Below are 20,379 nucleotides of genomic sequence, written 5' to 3' on the forward strand. Positions count from 1 at the left end.
ACGCGCCATCCTAGCGCGCCCTCCGGAGCATGCCTCTTCGCTAGCCCTGCTGGCGTGCGAGCAGCTGCTCCACCATCGGCCGCACCAGGTCCTGGCCGCGCAGCGCGCTCCTCCAACGCTCGGGGATGGCCTGGAGGCCGTCGCGGAGCCCCGCGATGCCGCCCGCCACCGCTGCCGTCGTGTCCGTGTCGTGCCCGAGCGCGATCGCCGCCTTCACCACGCGCTCGTAGGGCCCCGCGGCGACGCAATCCCGTGCCGAGCGCAGGCAGTCCACCACGTACCCGCTCCCTCGCCCCAGGTCCGGCGACTCCGGCCGGACGGCCCACTCCAGCTCGTCGCGCGGAGGCGTCCCCTCGGGGTAGAGCGCGTGGAAGGTGGCCACCGCGTCCGCCCATGCATTCGCGGAGCCCTCCAGCGTCCGCCGGGCCCAGAGGCAATAGAGCGCGCAGCACACCTGAGAGCGCAGGTGCCCGTGTGTCACCCGGGACTGCAGCATCGCGTCCCGCGCCAGCGCCGCGTCGTCCCCCAGGTGCCAGAGCGCCAGCGGCAATACCCGCATCAGCGAGCCGTTCCCGTTCTCCTGCTCACCGCTCGGGCCCGCCTCCAGCGCGGGGACTCCCGCACGCACGTTCGCCAGGGCCTCCCGCGTCTGGACGCCGACGTCGAACACCTCGTAGTCCACCGCCATGTACCCCAGCTCGTACCAGTTCACGAGCCGCCGCCCGAGGTCCTCGACATCCAGCGTCCCCCGGTAGAGCAGCGAGGCCAGCAGGCACAGCGCGTGCGCGCCGTCGTCGGACCACGTGCCCGGAGGGACACCCGCGTGCGCCCGCGAGAAGCCAGGAGGCGGCTCGAATTCGATCAGCGGGAGTCCGGGAAGCCGCTCCGGCGGGTGGAACTCATAGGGGACCCCGAGTGCGTCCCCGATGAGCAGACCGTAGAGGCCCCCTTCGATTCGCTCCTGGCGCGTCGGCATGGGAGCGGACTACAGCGAGGCCTTCGCCGCCTCGAGCGTGTTGCGCATCAGCATGGCGATCGTCATCGGCCCCACGCCACCCGGCACCGGCGTGATGAACGAGGCCCGCTCCTTCGCCTTGTCGAACTCCACGTCGCCCTTGAGCTTCCCGTCCGGCATCCGGTTCATGCCGACGTCGATCACCACCGCCCCGGGTTTGATCCACTCGCCCTTGATCAACTCCGGCACGCCCACCGCGGCCACCAGGATGTCCGCGTTGGCGACCTCGGCCGCCAGGTTGCTCTTGCGGTGACACACCGTCACCGTGGCGTCCGCCGCCAGCAGCATCAGCGCCATCGGCTTGCCCACGATGTTGCTGCGCCCCACCACCACCGCCCGCTTGCCGGACGGGTCACACCCCACCTCCCGCAGCAGCCGCATCACCCCGTACGGCGTGCACGGCCGCGGTGCCGGCTTGCCCACCGACAACATGCCCGCGTTCATCGGGTGGAAGCCGTCCACGTCCTTCGCCGGGCTCACCGCTGAGATGATCCGCTCGGCGTCGATGTGCTTCGGCAGCGGCAGCTGCACCAGGATGCCGTGCACCGCTGGATCCTTGTTCAGCTTGTCCACCAGCGACAGCAGCTCGTCCTGGGAGATCTTGTCGTCCGGGTGCAGCTCCCAGGAGTTGAAGCCCACCTCCTCGGCCGCCTTCTTCTTGCCGGTGACGTAGATCTTCGAGGCGGGATCCTCTCCCACCCGGACCACCGTCAGCCCCGGCACCAGGCCGTGCTCGGCCTTGAGCTTCTCCACTTCCGCCTTCACCTCCGCCCTCACCCGCGCCGCCACCGCTTTTCCGTCGATCAACTGGGCCATAGCGCGCCGGACTCTATGCGAAACTCCCTCCTGGCAAGGGAGTGAAGAGATCGTGGCACCTGGAAAAGTTCTCGGAGCGATGCTTGGACTGGCGCTGGGCCTGTTGATCGGCGGGCCCCTGGCCGTCGTCCTGCTCGTCCTCGCCGGGCTCCTGGTCGGCCACCAGGTCGACGAGCTGAACCTCCTGCCCTCCGGCACCGCGGAGCCGGAGAAGAACGGCAAGCCCGTCGATACCCGCTCGCCCCAGGAACTCGCCGCGCAGGATCACTTCGCCCGCCACCTGTGCGCCCTCTTCATCGAGGTGGCCCGTGCCGATGGAGACGTGGTGCGCGACGAGGTGCGCGTGGTGCGCGAGTACTTCGAGCAGCGGCTCAAGTATGGCCCCGAGGCGCTCGGGCTCGTCCGCCGCTACCTCAAGGAGCACCTCGCCCGCCCTCCGTCCCTCGAGCACGCCGCCGGGGCCTGCCGCGATGAGCTCCCCGCCTCCGAGCGCATGCTGCTGCTCGACGCGCTCTACGGCCTGGCGCTCGTGGATGGGCACCTCCACCGCGCCGAGCAGGACACGCTGCGCCGGGTCTCGCAGGGGCTGGGGCTCTCCGAGGAGGAGTTCCGCTCCGTCACCGCGCGCCACTTCGGCGATGGGCAGGTGCACTACGCCCGGCTCGGCCTCACGCCCGAGGCCAGCGACGCGGACGTGAAGCGAGCCTTCCGCCAGCTCGCCGCCACCCACCACCCGGACCGCGTCGCCAACCTCGGCAAGGGCGCCGTCGAGCAGGCCTCCCGCCGCTTCCAGGAGATCCGCGAGGCCTACGAGGAGATCCTCCGGCTGCGCGGGAAGTGAGCCACGCGGGCGCCGTTGCCCCCTTCGACGCTCAGGCCCGTTTCCGCTGCCCGGTCATGTCGACGAAGGAGGCCACCGCCATGTAGGGCCCCGGCTCTCCATCGCGCTGCAGCGGCTGGGCATTGACGAGCAGCCAGATCAGGGAGCCGTCGGGCCGGTGGACGCCCATGGTCACGTTGCGCACCGGCCTGCCCGTGCGCAGCGCCACCATCGCCGGGTGCTCCTCGCCGGGGAAGTCCGAGCCATCCTCGTGGATGGCGCGCCACCGGGGATCCATCGAGGTGCGGCCCGAGAGCTGGTCCATGGACAGGCCGAGGATGTGCTCGGCGCTCGCGTTGGCGGTGACGATGTTGCCCTCGCTGTCCTGCACGACGATGCCCTCCCAGAGCGCGGAGAGGATGGTGCGGCACAGGGACTCGCCCTCCATGAGCGCCAGCGCCTCGGCGGCCGCGGCCTTCTGCTGTCCGGGCCACGAGGGCGTCTGGCTCCGGCACTCCACCCCCTCCTCCACCACCCGGCGAGGCAGCTCCACCGTGAAGGTCGCTCCCTTGCCCGGCTCGCTCCGCACGCTGATGTGGCCGCCCAACCGGACCACCAGCTGCTGGCTGATCCACAGCCCGAGCCCCAGGCCGCCATAGTGGCGCTCGGAGACGGCCCGCTCGAAGCGCCCGAAGATGCGGGCCTGGTCCTCCGGGGTGATGCCGATGCCCTCGTCCCGTACGCTCACGCACACCCTGTCCCCCGGCAGGGCCCAGGCGCGGATCTCGATGGGCAGGCCCTTGCCGTACTTCGCCGCGTTCGACAGCAGGTTGGTCAGCACCTGATCCAACCGCGAGCGATCCCAGTACCCGGTGAGGGGCGACTCCAGCGCCAGCGACACGCGACAGCCCGCCTGCGCCAGCTCGGGCCGCATGCGTCCCACCACCTCCTCCACCAGGGCCGGAAGCTCCATCTCCTGGCACACCAGGGCCAGGCGCCCGGAGGTGAGCCGTCCCACGTCCAGGAGATCATTGACCAGCCTGCCCAGCCGCTCGCCCTGCCGCTGGCAGTTGGTGAGCCACTTCGACAGGCGCTCCCGCTGGCCCACGGCCTCGGCCTGCCGGGAGAGGTTCTGCAGCCCGAGCTTCAACGCGGTGAGGGGCGTGCGCAGCTCGTGCCCGGCGATGCCGAGGAACTCGTCGCGCAGGGCCACGGCCTGGCGGGCCTCGTGGTAGAGCCTCGCGTTGTCGAGGGCGGTGGCCGCATGGGCGGCGAACTCCCGGGCGAAGGTGCAGTCGTCCTGGGTGTAGACGCGCTCCGGAGAGCCCAGCACCAGCACGTTGGTGACGCGCTGGTGCGAGGAGATGGGGACGAGCATGACGGAGCGCAGGGCGAGCCGCTGACGCACCTGCCACCACTCCGGATCCTCGTTGCCTTCCCAGAAGCCCGGCTCGTCCGTCACCGGGATGATCCGGGGCGACCCCGTGCGCATGACGTCATGGATGGGGTGCGTCTGGAAGGTATGGAAGTGCTGGAAGGCCCGGGCGAGCAGCGGCTCGAGCTCGGGCTCCGCGTGCGCCATGGACAGCACGCCGAGGGTGCCCTCCTCCCGGGCGCCGAGGAGCACGGCCATGCTGGCGAGCCCGGGAACGCACAGCCGGACGAGCATCTGGAACGTCTGCTCCGGCTCCAGGGAGGAGGCCAATACCGCGCTGCTGTCCGCCAGGAAGCGCTGGGCCTCCATGGCGCGCGTGCGCGAGGTGATGTCGAGGAAGCTGACGATGGCGCCGCGGGGCTGGTGCGCCTCGTCGAGGAGCGGGGCCGCGGACGCGAGCAGTGAGGTGTACCGCCGTCCCCGCACCTCGAGCTCGAGCTCCATGCCGGACACCGCCTCGCCGGTGGCAGCCGCCCGCTGCAGGGGCATTTCCTCGGGCCGCAACTCCCGGCCCTCGTGCAGGATGCGCACACCCTGGATGCGCTCATGCTCGGGCGCGCTGAGCGACACGTTGGTCTCCACGGGGACCTCCAGCAGGCGCGCGAACCAGGCATTCTGCTGGACGTGCTGGCACAGGGGCTCCCTCGCGATGCCGATGCCCACGGGAAGGAGATCCAGCAGGGTCTGGAGCTCGTCCTTCTGGCGCCGCAGCTCGAGGGAGAGTGCGTCGGCGCGCCGCTCCGCTTGCTGGAGGCGCTGCTCCAGCTCCACCTCACGCGCGCGCGACGCGTGCAGGGCCTGGCGAAGCCGATCCGCCTCGAGGTTGCACGCCGGTGGCGAGGCTCGCGCGACCCGGCGCGAGCGGCAGGCGGAGCGGAGCCGGTACGTCTCGCACCGCACCGACAGGACAGTTCCCCGCGAGTCGAAGACGGGCTCCAGGTGGGCCCGGAAGAGGGCAGGCGCCCCCGGTCCGGACTCTTCCCGGGAAGGGAACTCGAACTCGAACCACCCGCCTTCCTCGCGCTGGAAGACCCGCTGCAGCTCCTCATGCCAATGCCGGACGAGCCGCGGGGGCATGCCGAGCTCCTCGTTCGTCCTTCCGATGAAGGAGGCGACGGGCAGCCCGGTGACTCCCTCCACTCCGCGGTTCACATAGAGGTGGCGCAGCTCGTGGTCGAAGTGGGCCACGATGAGGGGGGACACGCCCCGTATGACCGAGCCCTCCGGCGGGGGCTCCACCATCCGCCCCCGGAGGAACCGGGTGCGTCCGAGGCACTCCCGCTCCAACGTGAGCGCCATCCAGCGGATGCGGCCATCCGCCGAGCGGGCACGGCAGCGCTCCTGGATCCTCGCACCCCTGGCGGCGGCCCGGCATCCGGTGAGGAAGAGCTCCCGGTCGGGCGCGAACACCGTGCCGGAAAGGAATCGCTCCTCACCCAACCACTGCTCGCGCGGGAAGCCAAGGTCGCGGGCCTGCTCGTTCACCGACAGGCAGCGCAGGGTTCGCGCATCCGCCTCCCATTGGATGCTCCCGTCTGCTGCGAGCGGGCCTTGCCAGGCGTAGCGGGTCAGCATGAGCAACTCCCCCTGTTCCATGAACAAACCGGGCGCTTCCGCCACCTAGTCCCCTCTTCCCTCCCCCGTGGCGCCTCGGAGACCGGAGCACCCGAGGCAGCACCTTGCCCGCACGGTAGATGAGGAGTACCGCCGCCACCAGGGACCCGGGCCGTTTGAGCACGAACGTCATCGTCCGCGTGCCGCGTGGAGCGCCTGTTGAGGAGATGATGGCCCCGTCCCCCTGGGACTGCCGCTCACGGAGCGCCGGGAGGTCTGGAGCCTGGGCGGTCTCATTCCCCCCGAGTCTGGTCCTCATCCGCCGGGCCGGCCCGCCCCTCCCCACCTGGTTGAGAGAGGCACTGCGGCTGCCTCCTCGACGGTGCACGCCTGGCGTCCGAGCAGCACCCGCACCAGGGGGGTGACGTCGAGCAGGGAGCCATGGCGCCCTGGTAGGCCACCACCGCCTGGAAGTCCTGCTCCGGCGGCTCCACTTCCAGCCTCATCGGGCGCAGCCGGAAGCCCGCGTGCTCGAGCACCGTGGTGGGCTCGTCCTCCCCCTCGGCCGACAGCGCGTGCCGGTCATCGCTCAGCACGGGCGTGTGGCCATGATCCGAGACGAAGAGCACATACGTGTCCTCCAGCACGCCGGCCTCCGAATACGCCGCCAGCACGCGGCCCACATTGGCAGGGCGGTCCAGCGCCAGGCTGATTCAGTGGGGGCCGTGCCCCTGGGGGTTGGCGCGATGAGCCATCGCGGCCTCTCGCGCATCCGGGAAGGCCCGCTCGACGCTGGCCCCCAGGAGCGCCAACTGCCGCTCCAGCTCGTCACGGCGGAAGACCGGGGCCACCCGCAGCAGATCCTCCAGCAGGAACCGCAGGCGCCGGGCGACCTGGAGGGAGCCCTCGCCGTATTCGCGTATCTCATCCACGGCGAGCCGCACATAGGAGTCCCAGTCCGGGCGTGGGCAGACCAGCCGCGGCGTGCCGTCCTCGTCCTCACGGGAGGCAGAGGGGAAGCGCCGCAGCACCATGCGCCGCAGCAGAGCATGAAGCTGGTCGATGGCCTGGACGGCCGTGGTGGGATCGTTGATGCCCGGGGAGAGGGCGCGCTCGGCGATGTCGACGAGCTGGCGGAAGCCAAACGCGGTGTCCTGCTGGAGGGTGCGCTCCGGGCCGACGCCGAGCGCTGCCAGCAGGGCTCCCACGTCGAGCTTCCCAGCCTCGCCCCAGACCTCGAAGAGCACGCTCCCCTGGGGCACGAAGTCGCCCATCATGGGCACCAGCGCGAGCGTGACGCCGGCCTTCCGTGCACAGGAGAAGAGACGCTCCTCGTCGACGGTGACGAGCACTCCGGAGGTGCCGGGGTACGGCACGAGGAGCGAGGGGGACCCCGGGGGCCACTCGAGGCCACTGTCCCGCGTGTCCCCGCCAATGCCCTCCGGGTACATCCGCTCCAGGGAGCGGAGCGTCTCGTCGCGGATGCGGGTGAGGATGACCACGGCGCGGATGGATTGGGCGACGTGGTGGATGTAGAAGATGAAGGTGACCACGCACAGCAGGGAGAGCACGACCGCGAGCCAGACGGACAGCGAGGGGACGTGGAGCGCTATCCCCTCCGACGTGCCCCGGACGGTGCGCAGCGCCAGCAGGGCGTAGACGAACGTGCCCACGAAGATGCCCAGGGCGAGCTGGCTCCGCCGATCCTGGAGGAAGGTGCGCAGGACACGGGGGGAGAACTGATTGCTGGCCTGCTGCAGCACGAGGATGGTGACGGAGAAGACGAGGCCGGCGAACGTCATCATCGAGGAGCCCACCGCGGTGAGCACCGAGCGGGCTCCCTCGGGCCCGCCCCGGAAGAGGTACCAGGCGTGCTCCTCATGAGACAGGCGTGAATCGAGCGCCTGGGCCGCATGGGAGAGGCCGATGGCCACGAGCACGCACAGCGAGGGGACCAGCCAGTAGCTCATGCCGATGCTCTCGGCCATGCGTGTGAGTCGTAGCTTCATGCCGCTCCTGGCCGCGCGGTGAGGCGCTCCCTCGCGCCGGACCCGTTTCCCTCCATGAAGTTGTTCCCGCGGGGGCGGATCCGCAGGGTTGATCCGCTGTGCGTCCGGCAGGCAACCAGGCGGCCGCGTGCTCTCCCACGAGCCTCAGCGCACCGCGTGGAGCGCCAGTTCGAGGTCCCCGAGAATGTCCTCCAGCGCCTCCAGGCCGACGGAGTAGCGCAGCAGTCCATCTCCGATGCCCCGCTGGAGGCGGATCTCCCGGGGCATGGCCGCGTGCGACATCATGGCCGGGTAGGACAGGATGCTCTCCACCGCGCCCAGGCTGACCGCCACCAGGGGAAGCGTGACGTGCTCGAGCACCCGCCGCGCGCGCTCGCCGGAGCCGACATCGAAGGACACGATGGCCCCGTACCCCTGGGACTGCCGCTCGTGGATGGCGCGTCCGGGATGGTCCGGCAGTCCGGGGTAGTACACCCGCGTCACCGAGGGCTGCCGGGTCAGCCAGTCCGCCAGCCGCCGCGCGCTGCGCTCGGCGCACTCCATCCGGGCCAGGAGCGTCTTCATCCCGCGCATCAGCAGCCAGGAGTCCTGCACGCCCAGCACGCTGCCCAGGCCGTTCTGCAGGTGCTTGAGCTTGTGGCCCAGCTTCTCGTTGGACACCACCGCCAGCCCGGCCAGCACGTCGCTGTGCCCCCCGAGGAACTTGGTCGCGCTGTGCACCACGATGTCGATGCCCAGCTCGATGGGCCGCTGGAGGCAGGGCGTCATGAAGGTGTTGTCCAGCATCGTCAGCAGGCCGTGCTTCCGGGCCCACTCCGCCACCGCGGCGATGTCGGTGATCTTCAGCGTCGGATTGGAAGGCGTCTCCAGGAACACCGCCCGGGTGTTCGGCCTGCGCGCGGCCTCGAGCCGCTCCAGGTCCGTCGCGTCGACGAAGGTCGTCTCGATGCCCATGCGGCCGAGGATCGTCGTCAGCAGCCGGTACGTGCCGCCGTACACATCCTCGGAGCAGATGACGTGGTCCCCGTTGGACAGCAGCATGAAGGCGGTGGAGATCGCCGCCATCCCCGAGGAGAAGGCGAAGCCGCGCGCCCCACCCTCCAACTGGGCGATGGTGTCCTCGAGCGCCTGGCGTGTCGGGTTCCCCGAGCGCGTGTAGTCATACTCCGGGGGGTGCTCGAGCGAGGCGTGGTGGAAGGTGGACGCCTGGTAGATGGGAACGCTGGAGGCACCGGTGCGCGCATCTGTCCCCGAGACGGTGCGGACGACCCGCGTGGCCAGCTTCCGGCCGGTGCCGGGACAGGGACTTTCCTTGGGGTGGATCATGGCGCTTGAACCTCCTTGCGGGCCGCCTCGAAGGCCTGCCACAGGTCAGCGATGAGATCGTCCACGTGCTCGATTCCCACCGAGTACCGGAGCAGCCGCTCGTCCACGCCCACCCGGCGGCGCATCTCCTCGGGGATGTCCGCATGCGTCTGCACCGAGGGGTACGTCATCAGGGACTCCACCCCCCCGAGGCTCTCCGCGAAGGCGATCAACTGGACGTGGCGCAGCACGGGCTCGACGAGGCGGGCATCCTTCAACTTGAAGGAGAAGATGCCCGTGTTCCCCGAGGCCTGCCGCTTCTGGAGGGCGAAGCCCGGGTGGCTCTCCAGACCCGGGTGGTAGACCCGCTCGACGAGCGGATGCGACGCCAGCCAGGTGGCGATGCGCAGCGCGTTCTCCTGATGGCGCTCCATGCGCAGCGCCAGCGTCTTCATCCCGCGCATGAGCAGCCAGCTGTCCTGCGGCCCCAGCACGGCGCCGATGGAGTTGTGCAGGAACGCCACCTGCTCGGACAGCGCCTTGACCCGCGTCACCACCAGGCCCGCCAGCACGTCGTTGTGCCCGCCCAGGTACTTGGAGGCACTGTGCACGACGATGTCCGCGCCCAGCTCGATGGGACGCTGGAAGAACGGCGTCATCAGCGTGTTGTCCACGATGGAGATCAGCTCGCGGGCCCGCGCCCAGCGGCAGACCTTCTCGATGTCGGTGATCTTCATCAGCGGGTTGGTGGGCGTCTCCAGCAGCACCGCTTTCGTCACGCCGGGCCGGAACGCGGCCTCGAGCGCATCCAGGTCATTGGTGTCCACGTAGGTCGCGGAGATGCCGTAGCGGGAGAGCACCTTCTCCAGCAGCCGGTACGTGCCGCCATACAGGTCCAGCGACACGAGCAGGTGCGCGCCCTGGCCGAACAGGGAGAAGACGAGCTGAAGCGCCGCCATGCCCGAGCTGCAGGCGAAGCCGGCGTCCCCCGACTCGAGCCGGGCGATGGCCTCCTCCAGGACGGCCCGCGTGGGGCTCTTCGTCCGCGCGTAGTCGAACCCCGTGCTCCGCCCCAGGCGCGGATGCCGGAAGGCGGTGGCGTGATGGACGGGAAAACTGACCGCACCCGTCACGGAATCGGAAACGGACCCAATCTGTGCAAGCAGGCTTTCGAGCTTCATGTTCATCTCCTCCCCCGGACGTTCTGGGCGAGTCGCAGGATGTCGGCCAACACACCGGCGGCGGTGACATCACCGCCCGCGCCGGCGCCGCGGACGATGAGGGGGAACTCGCGGTAGCGCTCGGTGAAGAACGACACCATCGCCTCCGCGCCCTTCAAGCCGGTGGCCGGGTGCGCTGCGTCCACCGCCACCGGTCCCACCTTCACGCGGGGTCCCCCGGGGGCGTTGGGGAGTATCTGCGCGAGGTAGCGCAGGCTCCTGCCCGCCGCGCGGTAGCGGGCCACCTGGGCGCTCACGTCCGCGTCCAGCGAGCCCAGGGTGCGCAGGAAGGCCTCCGGGTCCTCCTCCCGGAGGTGCTCGGGCGGGACGAGCGGCTCCACGGCCACGTCCTCCAGCTCGAGCTCCAGTCCCAGCTCGCGCGCGAGGATGAGGGCCTTGCGCGCCACGTCCAGGCCCGACAGGTCATCGCGCGGGTGGGGCTCGGTGTAGCCGTTCGTCCGGGCCGTCCGCACCGCCTGAGAGAGGGGCACGCCGTCCATCAGCGCATGGCAGATGGCACCGAGCGAGCCGGAGAAGCACCCCTCGATGCGCTCCACGCGGTCCCCGGTGCGCACCAGGTTCTTCAGCGTCTCGATGACCGGCAGGCTCGCGCCCACGGTGGTCTCGTAGTGCCAGGTGCGGAAGTGCGCGCGGGCCAGGCCGTGCAGGGACTCGCACTCCTTCCAGGGACGCGCGAGCGGCTTCTTGTTGGCCGCCACCACGTGGATGCCCCGCCGGAACGCCTCCGCGTAGAGCGTCTCCAGGCCGTCCGCCGCGGTGCAGTCCACCAGCACCGGCACGGACAGGCGCGACAGCCGCTCGAGCAGCGGCCGCACATCCGGAGGAGACGCGTTGCCCGGCGAGACGTCCGCGAGCCTCGCGTGCACCTCTGCGGGAGGCAGGCCGCGGGGCTCGAAGAGCGCGCGGCGGCTGTCCACCACGCCCACCAGCCGCAGGGCCACGCCATGCCGGGCCTTGAGCGTCTTCGCGTTCTCCGCGAGCTGGGCGAGCAACCGTCCACCCACCGTCCCCTTCCCCACCAGCAGGACGTTGATCTCCGTCTCGTTGAGGTTGAAGGCGCTGTGCACGGTGCGCACCGCCACGGCCGTGTCCTCGGCGTCCACGGCGCATGACACGCTGCGGGAGCTGGCTCCTTGCAGGATGGCGCGCACGTTCACCCCCACGTTCCCGAGTGCGTGGAAGAACCGGCCCGCCACGTTCGGCCGATGGCCCATGGACTCGGCGACCAGGGTGACCAGCGTCACGGGAGCGTGGGGCGGAGGGACGCGCACCTCCCGCCGCTCGCGCTCCCCACGCAGTGCCTCCTCGAGCACGGCGTGCGCCCGCTCCGCCTGCGCCTGGGGCACCACCAGGGAGATGGAGGGCGCCAGCGCGGACAGGGTGCCGCCCCACACGGTGATGCGGGCCGCCTCGAGCGCCTGCAACACGCGATGCCCGAGCGGCTCATTGAGCGTGGGACGCAACGACTCGACGTGGAGCAGGGCCAGACGCTCCAGGCTCGTGACACTGGTGGGCCGGTGGGGATCCGGGTTGCCCTCGGCGTCGATGCGCGTGCCCGGGGCGTCCGGCTCGGTGGTGCCGCGGATGTGCAACGCGGCCCCGCTCTCGAGCAGCGGAATCATCGTGCGCGGGTGGAACATGCGGGTGCCGAAGTGGGCCAGCTCGAGCGCCTCCGCATACGTCATGCGCGGCACGGGGTAGGCGTCACCCACCAGGGCCGGGTCCGCCGTCATGACGCCGGGCACGTCCGTCCACACCGTCACCTGCCGAGCCCCGAGCAGCCACGAGAGCAGCGTGGCGGTGTAGTCGGAGCCATTGCGGCCCAGCGTGGTGGTGCGCCCCTGGTGCGAGCGGGCGATGAAGCCGGTGATGACGGGCACCTTCCCCTCCCACCCGGGAACGAGTGGCGTGAGCCGGGCGCGGCTCGCCTCGATGTCCACCCGGGCCGCTCCGGCCGTCTCGTCGGTGACGAGGAAGGTGCGCGCATCCACCGCGAGCGCGGGGATGCCCCGGGCCGTCAGGGCCCGTGCGACGAGCTCGGAGGAGATGCGCTCTCCCACGGACAGTACCTCGTCGAGCGTGGCCGGCGTGCACTCCCGCGTCAGCTCCACGCCCGTGAGCAACCGCTCGATGGGGGCCAGGAGCTGCTCCACCGTCTTCTCGTGCGCGGTGAGGACGGCGCTCTCCAGGACCGTGCCCGCGATGGACCTGGCGAGACTCCGGACCTGTGCCAGCTCCGCGCCGCTGCCGGCCTCGTCTCCCCGGGCGGCGGCGCTGGCCGCGGAGATGAGCCAGTCCGTGGTATCGCCGAGCGCGGACACCACGACGGCGAGCGGGCGTTGGGCCTCGGAGATGAGGGAGAGGACACGCGGCAGCCGTCCGGGCGTGCCAACAGAGGAACCACCGAATTTATAGACACACCACGGGCTACTCGCGGCGTAGTGCGAGGGATTGCTGCTCACGAATGTCTTCCTTTCGGAACTGCTGGGGCGAGGAACCGCGAGCCCACGGCGGAACGAAAGGCAGACGTCGGAGCTTGAGCTCGGAACGCAGCCGTGCCGCGGGCGGTGTCAGGTGGGAAACCCGGGCACCCGCGGCGCTTCAGAGGGGGAGTTCAGCTAGAAACGGCTGGAGTCCCATCCTCCCGCGAACGCGCGCATGCCCGGGCCACGCATGAGCATGGCCTCCATGGACATCGGCATTCGGGTGACAGGACGGAACACGAGAATCTCCAGACGAATGAACATTGGATACAGGCAGCCCACGGCGCTGTCAACCCTTTGGATTACGCTGTTGCAATGTCTGAGCACTCCAACATCCGCGTCCGGTTCATCGATGCGAAGACGGGCGAGCTCCTCGGCGAGACGGAGTTGCCCGCCGAGCAGCTCCCCCAGAGCTTCGAGGCAGCCACGTCCATGGACATCGGTGACACCTCCTTCGAAGTCGTCTCCGCCGAGCCCATGACAGCCCAGGAGTTCCGCCAGACCGGAACCCTGCGGCTCGAGTTGCGCGAGGTGCAGTACGCGATGGTGGACCCAGGCGAGCTGCTCTACTCGCTGCCCTCCATCTCGAACGAGCTTCCGCCCATCGCCGAGGGCTCGACGAAGCTGGGGAAGGAGGTGCTCGAGCTGCACGAGGACGACTGGCGGCAGGTGGAGTTCGTGGCGCTCGCGCTCCAGCCCGCCATCGCCACCGTCTTCGCGGCCATCGAGCGCATCTACACCGAGCACCGTCAGGAGTCCGGCTTCGACGAGCTCCATATCCGCAACGAGGTGCCCGCTCCGTTGGAGGGGACCTCGCTCACGCTGGCGGGCCTGCGCGGCGCCGTGGGAGAGACCGTGACGTGGCTCGATGGAGTCTCCTTCGCGGGAGTGGCCGGTCTGGTCGAGGGGAGCTTCGCCGTGAAGCTGCCCTCGGGACCCGCGCTGTACGGCCTGCAGCGGGAGGGGCGAATCTCCGTGCTGGGCCTGCATCACACGAAGGCGGGCGCGGCCGTGGGGGGAGATGCGCGCCTGCTGGCGGCGCTCGCTTCGAAGCACCAGTTGTGCCTCGTCGACTGGTGCCGAGTGGAGCAGCTCCCGCCGTCCGCCGAGCGCCTCCAGGCCTGGCTGTCCGGTCAGGACTGATGCCGACGCCACCCCCGAAAGAATGTGCCGTCTGCGGCCGGACCATCACCTGGCGCAAGAAGTGGGAGCGCGACTGGGAAAGCGTGCGCTACTGCTCGGACCGGTGCAGGAGCCGCAAGGCCCAGGTGCGGGAGGACCCGCTCGAGCAACTCATCCTGGATGTGCTCGCCACGCGCGCCCGGGAGGCGACGGTGTGTCCCTCGGAGGTGGCGCGAGCCGCTGGGGAGGAAGGCTGGCGCGAGCGTATGGAGCCCGTGCGAGAAGCGGCCCGGCGGCTGGTCGCGCGCGGGGAGCTGGACATCCTCCAGGGCGGCCGGGTGGTGGACCCCTCCACGGCCCGGGGACCCATCCGCCTGCGCCTGCGCCGCTGAGCGCTCAGCGGGCACCGCCTCCCTGCTCCTCGCCCCAGAGAAAGGGCAGCTCCAGTTCGAGCGCCTCGAACGGTTCGGCGCGTACATGGGCCAGGCCGGAGTGCGTGACGAGCAGCGTATAGCGCGCTCCTTCCAACCGGAGCACCTCCAGCGTGCGCGCCTCCGCGTCCACGAGCCAGACGTGCCTCACGCCCTCGCGCGCATACACCGGCAGTTTCACGGCCCGATCCAGGGCCCTCGTGGAGGGGGACAGCAGTTCGCAGACCCAGTCCGGCGCGAGCGTGAAGGCCGCGGTTCGCGGAGGGCTGGGCATCCGCTCACGCCGCCAACCACACAGATCCGGCACCAGGACGTCCTCGCCCAGATGCAGCTCCGGTTCATCGAGAAGGATCCACCCGCCAGGACCTCTCCGCCCCCGGTCGAATGGGCCCACCAATTCGCCACCCAACCGGGAGGCCGCGACCACGTGCGGAGCCGCGGGCCGGGGGCTGGCGTACAGCTCTCCCGCGATCAGCTCCCCCACCACGTTCGCGGGGAGCGCCTCCAGGTCCGCGTAGGTCGCAGGTCTCCGTTCCATTCCTTCCCCATATTCCTCGACGCCCGTCTCCGTTTCCATGAGGAGAGGGCATAACACCCCGGTCTGACTTCTCAGGACACCTTCCGATACCTTCCCTCCCAGGTTGCGCTCCCGAGCTGCGGATGGCAAGGACCCTCCGCACTGCGGGCCACCCCATTGGGAACACGGAACAATGATGATGCCGGTCGTGGGGAACAGGGTTGAACTGTGGCTCGCCCTGACGCATTACAGTTCCACCATGAGCGATCGCGGCTCCCCCAAGAAGAAGAGCGAAAGCTTCAACAATCCCTTCAAGTCCGCCCTCTCGGACCTCAAGAAGAAGCAGGCCGAGCCGCCCAAGAAGCCCCAGGCTCCTCCCCCGCCCCCCAAGCCCTCCAAGTCCAAGCGCGGCCAGGAGGAGGACGACATGTCCCTCTTCCTCTCCGCCATGGACGGCGTCGAGCAAATCACCCACCGCGGCAGCGAGCCTCCCCCGCCCAACCCCCGCCTGCCCGAGATCATCGACGAGAACGCCGAGGCCCTCGCCGAGCTGGCCGAGCTCGTGGCCGGCCAGGGCGACTTCGACTTCTCCGGGACCGACGAGTCCATCGAGGGCGCCGCTCCGGGCGTCGATGCGCGCCTGCTGCGCTCGCTGCGCCGGGGCGACTTCTCGATCCAGGGCCGCCTCGATCTGCACGGCATGACCCAGGCCGAGGCCAAGGGGGCCGTGGACCGCTTCCTCTCCGAGAGCCGCCGCGCCCACCGGCGCTGCGTGCTCATCGTCCACGGTCGCGGTTTGAACTCCCAGGATCAGATCCCCGTCCTCAAGCAGCGCATCCGCGAGTGGCTGAGCCAGAAGAGCATCGGCAAGACGGTGCTGGCGTTCGCTACCGCACGCCCTCAGGACGGGGGCGCGGGCGCCGTCTACGTGCTGCTCCGCCGGTAGCTGGACGGCCGGGCGGCTCTGTGCATACATGCCGCCATGGCACGCGATCTCATCGATCTGCACATCCACGTGGGTAGCTCCGTGGCTCCCCACGTCCTCTGGTCCCTCGCGCACCAGCAGGGCTTCAAGCTCCCCGTCAAGGACTACTTCGAGTTCGTCGAGCTCATCACCTCGCGTCCCGGCAAGGTGGGCAGCCTCGAGGACTACCTGAAGATCCTCCACACCTATACGGAGAAGATTCAGAGTTCGCCGCTGGCCGTCGAGCGCTCCGTCTACGAGATCATCGGCAAGGAGTACCGCGGCAGCCGCGTCTCGCAGATCGAGCTGCGCTTCAACCCCATGAAGCGCAACCTCAACTCGGAGTTGGATCTGGATCACATCATCCACGCGGCGCTGCGGGGCATGGACCGGGCCATGCTCGAGTACGGCGTGAAGGCCGGCCTCATCTTCTGCCTGGCCCGCGAGTTCGACCACCGGCTCAACAGCATCATCGTGGACAAGGCCATCAAGTACCGCTCCCGGGGCGTGTACGGGATTGATCTCGCCGGCACGGAGAAGCACGCGCTGGAGCTGGAGCCCGCCGTGGTGGGGCAGTACGAGGATCTCTTCGCCCGCGCGCGCAAGGCCGGCCTCAAGTGCACGGTGCACACCGGGGAGACGAAGGGCACCGGCGCCGAGGGCGTCATGGCCGTGGTGGAGAAGCTCAAGCCCCACCGCATCGGCCACGGCATCCGCGCCGCCTACGACGAGTCCGCCATGAAGCTGCTGCGCGAGCGCGACGTGGTGCTCGAGCTGTGCCCCACCTCCAACCTCCACACCCGCGCCGTGGAGGGCTTGGACGAGCTCAAGCACATCATGCGCACCTTCTGGGATCGGGGCGTGAAGTTCACGCTCAACACCGACGGCACCTACCTGCTCGAGACGGACATGCTCCGCGAGGTGGAGCTCGTCGAGAAGAACGGCCTGCTCACCGCCGATCAGGTGGACCAGACGCTCGCCTGGGCGCGCCAGTACTCCTTCATTCCCACGTGAGTCCCATGTACCGCATCGCCCGCGCCCTCCTCTTCCTCTTCTCCGCCGAGCGTGCCCACCGGCTGGGAATGACAATGCTGCGCTGGCTCGGGCACCTCGCGGGGACATGCCGCGGGATGCGCGAGCGGACGCTCTCCTCCGTCACCTATGACGCCTCGGTGAAGGTGGCGGGCCTGGAGTTCGCCCACCCGGTGGCGCTCGCCGCGGGGCTCGACAAGGAGGCCGAGGCCGTGGACGGGCTGCTGGCGCTCGGCTTCGCCGCCGTGGAGGTGGGCACGCTCACTCCCAAGCCCCAGCCGGGCAACCCCCAGCCACGCCTGTTCCGCATCCCCGAGCACCGCGCGCTCATCAACCGCATGGGCTTCAACAACCACGGGGCCGCCAACGCCGCCGGGCACCTCCGGGCGCGCACCTGGCACCCCGCTCCGGTGGGCGTGAACATCGGCAAGAACAAGGACACGCCGCTGGAGCAGGCGGTGGACGACTACGTGGCGTGCGTGGACACGCTGGCCCCGCTCGGCGACTACGTGGTCATCAACGCCAGCTCGCCCAACACGCCGGGCCTGCGCAAGTTGCAGGAGCCCGAGCAGCTCACCACGCTCCTGCGGGCGGTGAAGGCGCGGCTGGAGCAGGTGTCTCCGGGCAAGCCCCTCTTCCTGAAGATCGCCCCGGATCTCACCCCCGAGGCGGTGGACGAGGTGGTGGACGTGGTGCGCGCGTGCGGGCTGGCGGGAATCATCGCCACCAACACGACCATCGCGCGGCCCTTCGAGCACCCGGTGGCGAAGGAGGCCGGTGGCCTGTCCGGAGCGCCCGTGCGCGAGCCGGCCAATGCCGTCATCCGCCGGGCCTACGCGCGCAGCGGGGGCGCACTGCCCATCATCGGCGTGGGCGGCGTCTTCACCGCCGAGGACGTGTACGAGAAGCTGAAGGCCGGGGCCTCGGTGGTGCAGGTGTACACGGGCTTCATCTACGAGGGCCCGGGCATGGTGCGCCAACTGCTCGAGGGCCTGGGCCCGCTGCTGGCCCGCGACGGCTTCCGCTCGGTGCGCGAGGCCATCGGCGCGGACGACCGCGTTGCCCCACCGGCCGCCCTGCCCCAGCGCGAGCCCGCGCGCCCCCAGGCCTGAGCTCGAGTTTCTGAGCGGCCCTGGGGTTCCAGCCGGGCTATCTGGCCGCGCGGAGCGCCGCCACCACCCAGTTGACGTGGCGCTCGGGGGCGGTGTCGCGCATGTGCTGCTTCATGAGCGGCATCTCGAGAATGCGCACGTGGTCCCCCAGGTTGGTCAGGAAGGGCTTGCCGTCCAGCGCGACGCCGTCCGGGCGCACCTGCCGGCCCTCGATGCGCATCTGCGCGAGGACCTCGATGCAGACCAGGCGCAGCAGCTCGTAGGCGTTCTCCTCCGCGGCCACCGAGATGATGAGCTTGCCGAACGTCGGGTCCTTGTTGACCAGGGTGTCCCCGGACTCGAAGCCACAGTCGAACCGGATCTTCAGGTCCCGGATCCCCGTCGTCCCCGCCTCCTTCAGCTTCGCGAGGATGACGTCCGTTGCGGGAACCTCGATGCGGTCGAACCTGCCCGCGTTGGGGACGAACAGGCCCACCCCACCGTCGCGGCTGTCCTTCAGGTTCGGCATCCAGCTCTCGGCGTTGATGCGGAACTCGCGCCCCACGTGGGTGCACACGAGCTGGCCCTGCTCGAAGTCGATGGGCTCGCCGTTGGCAATCCGCATCTGCCACCGCACCAGGTTGAGCGGCTCGAGCTCCTCGCCGCGGCGGATGGCGTGCACCTCCTCGGTAACGGGGTGCTCCACCTGGATGCGCGTGTTCATCTCCAGGAAGTAGTACCGCCCCGCCTTGTACATGAGCTCGATGGTGCCGGCGCCCACGTAGCCCACCTCGTCCGCGAAGCGCACCGCGAGCTGCTGCACCCGCGCCTGCAACTCCGGCGAGGCCCGTAGCAGGGCAGGCGGGGCCTCCTCCTGAATCTTCTGGCTCGCCCGCTGCTCGCTGCAGTCCCGCATCCCGAAGTGGCGGGTGTTCCCGTAGCGGTCCCGGAGCACCTGCACTTCCAGGTGGATGGTCTCCGGGATGTTCTGTTCGAACATCACGCCGGCGTCCCAGCCGTTCGTCTGGATTTCCCCCAGCACCTTGGTGATGGCCGCCGGCAGGGCCTCGAGGCTCTGGCAGACGGCCTGGCCGCGGCCACCGCCGCCGTTGGCGGCCTTGAGCCGGCCCGGGAAGCTGAACACGCCGTCGCGGAACGCCTGCTCGATGCGCTCCTGGATGACCTTCGCGTCACTCGCCTCCAGGGTGATACCCGGCGTCACCGCGCGGGGGTCGAGCTGCTGCACCATGGAGCGGAAGGTCCGCTTGTCTCCCGCCCGCTCCACCACGTCCTGCATGGGGCCGATGAAGATGAGGCCGTGCTGGCGGAAGTGGCGGATGGCGGAGGCGTTCTCGGCGAGTGGCCCGTAGCCCGGGTAGACGGCGGCCCGGGCCAGCTCCCGCTCCCAGCTCTTCCCGAAGCGCTCCTGGAAGGCGCTGGTGACCTTGTCCGTAATCTGGACGTAGTTGGCGTACGTCTCGCGGAACGACCCCTGCAGGCCCACGGTGAAGCCACCGTGCGCGCGTGCGAGCCGGACCTGCAGCGCGTCCGCATCGTCCTGCAGGCTGTGGCAGACCACGGGCGTCATCCCGAGCGCGATGCACTCGCGGACCGCGCGGACCCCCATCTCCCCCTTGTCCACGACGATGATGTACTTCAGCGCTCCGGCGCTCACGGTGGTCGCGGGGAAGGCGTACAGGTCCGTGGTGGCCAGATAGAGCAGGTCCAGGGCCGCGGGCGCGGTGTGCAGCAGCTCCTCCGCCCGCACGCGCACGAGCTCGAAGAGGTGCTTGCGCAGCTCCTCGTCCACGTGCATCAGCACCAGGAAGCGCAGCGTCTCCGCCTCCGCCAGGGACTCGCCCAGGCGCCGCCCGGCCTCGGGGGACACGAAGTCGCGGGCCCACGCGTGGTGCGCCTTCGGGTCCACCGACAGCTCGGCCTTCAGCCGGGCGAGGTCCGCGAGCAGGGCCTCCACGGCGGCGGTGGCGGCCGTCTCCCCGCCCGAGAGGGCCTGGAGCGCCGGCTTCCACACGAAGCGGGTCTGCCAGATGGCCCCGTTGGCGATGATGTAGCGCAGGGCCAGCAGCCGCTGGCCGCGCTCGCCCTGGACCACCGTCCCCAGGTCCGTCAGCCGGGCCCCGGGGTACGCCAGCCACACCAGGAAGGCCTGCTTGGCGCTGACGTGGCCGCTGCCAGGGTAGACGAGCTCCAGCGGGTGCTTCGACACGCGTCCGGTGGGAGCAGCGGAGAGCTCGGCGCCATGGGCGGCCTCGGCCTGCGGAAGGAACTCCGCGTTCGGAGCGTGGGCGATGGGGGAAGGGGTCGTCATGGAGTTCAAAGTCCTGAAGCCGCGGACAGCGCGCGTGTCTCGTGCGAAGGGCGCATTACGCGCCTACCCGTGCGCATGTTGTCAATGCAGTCGCGGGTACAGCACGCACGGAGCACCGCGCAGGGTGCTACGCACTCGCCGGGTGCGCGACGCACTGCGCAGAATCCCACCGCACCGCGGCATCCGCGCGGCAGCCCCCCGGGGAATGGCCGCCA

At 70.2% G+C, this 20,379-nt stretch carries 16 protein-coding genes; 6 read left to right on the forward strand and 10 right to left on the reverse strand.

All coding sequences use genetic code 11. The features are described from left to right. Positions 1 to 40 precede the first annotated feature (40 nt). On the reverse strand, positions 41 to 976 hold the full coding sequence (locus NR798_RS29850) for an ADP-ribosylglycohydrolase family protein (protein WP_375765906.1): 936 nt from the start codon (positions 974 to 976) through the stop codon (positions 41 to 43). A gap of 9 nt (positions 977 to 985) precedes the next feature. After that, positions 986 to 1,831 carry a bifunctional methylenetetrahydrofolate dehydrogenase/methenyltetrahydrofolate cyclohydrolase FolD gene (folD, locus tag NR798_RS29855; protein WP_375765907.1) on the reverse strand — a complete coding sequence of 282 codons (846 nt, stop codon included), beginning with the start codon at positions 1,829 to 1,831 and terminating at the stop codon, positions 986 to 988. 79 nt (positions 1,832 to 1,910) lie between these two features. On the opposite strand from folD, the gene NR798_RS29860 reads away from it, so the two are divergent. Beyond that, positions 1,911 to 2,672 carry a TerB family tellurite resistance protein gene (locus NR798_RS29860; RefSeq protein WP_375765908.1) on the forward strand — a complete coding sequence of 254 codons (762 nt, stop codon included), beginning with the start codon at positions 1,911 to 1,913 and terminating at the stop codon, positions 2,670 to 2,672. Positions 2,673 to 2,703: 31 nt separating this feature from the next. Here the strand turns inward: NR798_RS29860 and NR798_RS29865 are convergent, their stop codons facing one another. The 6 genes from NR798_RS29865 to thrA form a co-directional block, all read right to left on the reverse strand. After that, a complete protein-coding gene (locus NR798_RS29865; RefSeq protein WP_375765909.1) occupies positions 2,704 to 5,661 on the reverse strand; it encodes an ATP-binding protein in 2,958 nt (985 codons plus the stop codon). A 272-nt stretch (positions 5,662 to 5,933) separates the two neighbouring features. Next, positions 5,934 to 6,314, reverse strand: coding sequence for a hypothetical protein (locus NR798_RS29870; protein ID WP_375765910.1), 381 nt, complete (start codon positions 6,312 to 6,314; stop codon positions 5,934 to 5,936). Between the two features lie 39 nt (positions 6,315 to 6,353). Further along, the gene (locus NR798_RS29875) at positions 6,354 to 7,649 is read right to left on the reverse strand and encodes a DUF2254 domain-containing protein (protein WP_375765911.1); all 1,296 of its coding nucleotides are present in this window, start codon (positions 7,647 to 7,649) and stop codon (positions 6,354 to 6,356) included. Positions 7,650 to 7,793: 144 nt separating this feature from the next. Beyond that, a complete protein-coding gene (locus NR798_RS29880) occupies positions 7,794 to 8,975 on the reverse strand; it encodes a trans-sulfuration enzyme family protein (protein ID WP_375765912.1) in 1,182 nt (393 codons plus the stop codon). Then, positions 8,972 to 10,135 carry a PLP-dependent transferase gene (locus NR798_RS29885; RefSeq protein WP_375765913.1) on the reverse strand — a complete coding sequence of 388 codons (1,164 nt, stop codon included), beginning with the start codon at positions 10,133 to 10,135 and terminating at the stop codon, positions 8,972 to 8,974. The genes NR798_RS29880 and NR798_RS29885 overlap by 4 nt, the downstream gene beginning before the upstream one ends. A 2-nt stretch (positions 10,136 to 10,137) precedes the next feature. Next, positions 10,138 to 12,657 carry a bifunctional aspartate kinase/homoserine dehydrogenase I gene (gene thrA, locus NR798_RS29890; protein ID WP_375765914.1) on the reverse strand — a complete coding sequence of 840 codons (2,520 nt, stop codon included), beginning with the start codon at positions 12,655 to 12,657 and terminating at the stop codon, positions 10,138 to 10,140. Positions 12,658 to 12,993: 336 nt separating this feature from the next. Here thrA and NR798_RS29895 point away from each other — a divergent pair, with 336 nt between their 5' ends. After that, on the forward strand, positions 12,994 to 13,821 hold the full coding sequence (locus NR798_RS29895) for a hypothetical protein (RefSeq protein WP_375765915.1): 828 nt from the start codon (positions 12,994 to 12,996) through the stop codon (positions 13,819 to 13,821). Further along, positions 13,821 to 14,192 (forward strand): DUF3253 domain-containing protein, encoded by a 372-nt coding sequence (locus NR798_RS29900; RefSeq protein WP_375765916.1) that lies wholly within the window; start codon positions 13,821 to 13,823, stop codon positions 14,190 to 14,192. Before NR798_RS29895 ends, NR798_RS29900 begins: the two co-directional genes overlap by 1 nt. A gap of 4 nt (positions 14,193 to 14,196) precedes the next feature. On the opposite strand, the gene NR798_RS29905 is transcribed toward NR798_RS29900, so the two are convergent. After that, positions 14,197 to 14,769, reverse strand: a complete 573-nt coding sequence (locus tag NR798_RS29905) for a Uma2 family endonuclease (protein WP_375765917.1) — start codon at positions 14,767 to 14,769, stop codon at positions 14,197 to 14,199. A 238-nt stretch (positions 14,770 to 15,007) separates the two neighbouring features. Here NR798_RS29905 and NR798_RS29910 point away from each other — a divergent pair, with 238 nt between their 5' ends. Genes NR798_RS29910 through NR798_RS29920 form a run of 3 tightly spaced genes read left to right on the forward strand, consistent with a single transcriptional unit; the run spans position 15,008 to position 17,856 of the window. Further along, positions 15,008 to 15,694 carry a Smr/MutS family protein gene (locus NR798_RS29910; protein WP_375765918.1) on the forward strand — a complete coding sequence of 229 codons (687 nt, stop codon included), beginning with the start codon at positions 15,008 to 15,010 and terminating at the stop codon, positions 15,692 to 15,694. Positions 15,695 to 15,730: 36 nt separating this feature from the next. Beyond that, positions 15,731 to 16,726, forward strand: a complete 996-nt coding sequence (locus tag NR798_RS29915; protein ID WP_375765919.1) for an adenosine deaminase — start codon at positions 15,731 to 15,733, stop codon at positions 16,724 to 16,726. A gap of 5 nt (positions 16,727 to 16,731) precedes the next feature. After that, on the forward strand, positions 16,732 to 17,856 hold the full coding sequence (locus NR798_RS29920; RefSeq protein ID WP_375765920.1) for a quinone-dependent dihydroorotate dehydrogenase: 1,125 nt from the start codon (positions 16,732 to 16,734) through the stop codon (positions 17,854 to 17,856). A gap of 37 nt (positions 17,857 to 17,893) precedes the next feature. On the opposite strand, the gene NR798_RS29925 is transcribed toward NR798_RS29920, so the two are convergent. Beyond that, positions 17,894 to 20,164, reverse strand: a complete 2,271-nt coding sequence (locus NR798_RS29925; RefSeq protein ID WP_375765921.1) for a biotin carboxylase N-terminal domain-containing protein — start codon at positions 20,162 to 20,164, stop codon at positions 17,894 to 17,896. Between the last annotated feature and the right edge of the window lie 215 nt (positions 20,165 to 20,379).

Source organism: Archangium gephyra, assembly GCF_042230915.1.
In the GTDB taxonomy this organism is placed as follows: domain Bacteria; phylum Myxococcota; class Myxococcia; order Myxococcales; family Myxococcaceae; genus Archangium; species Archangium gephyra_B.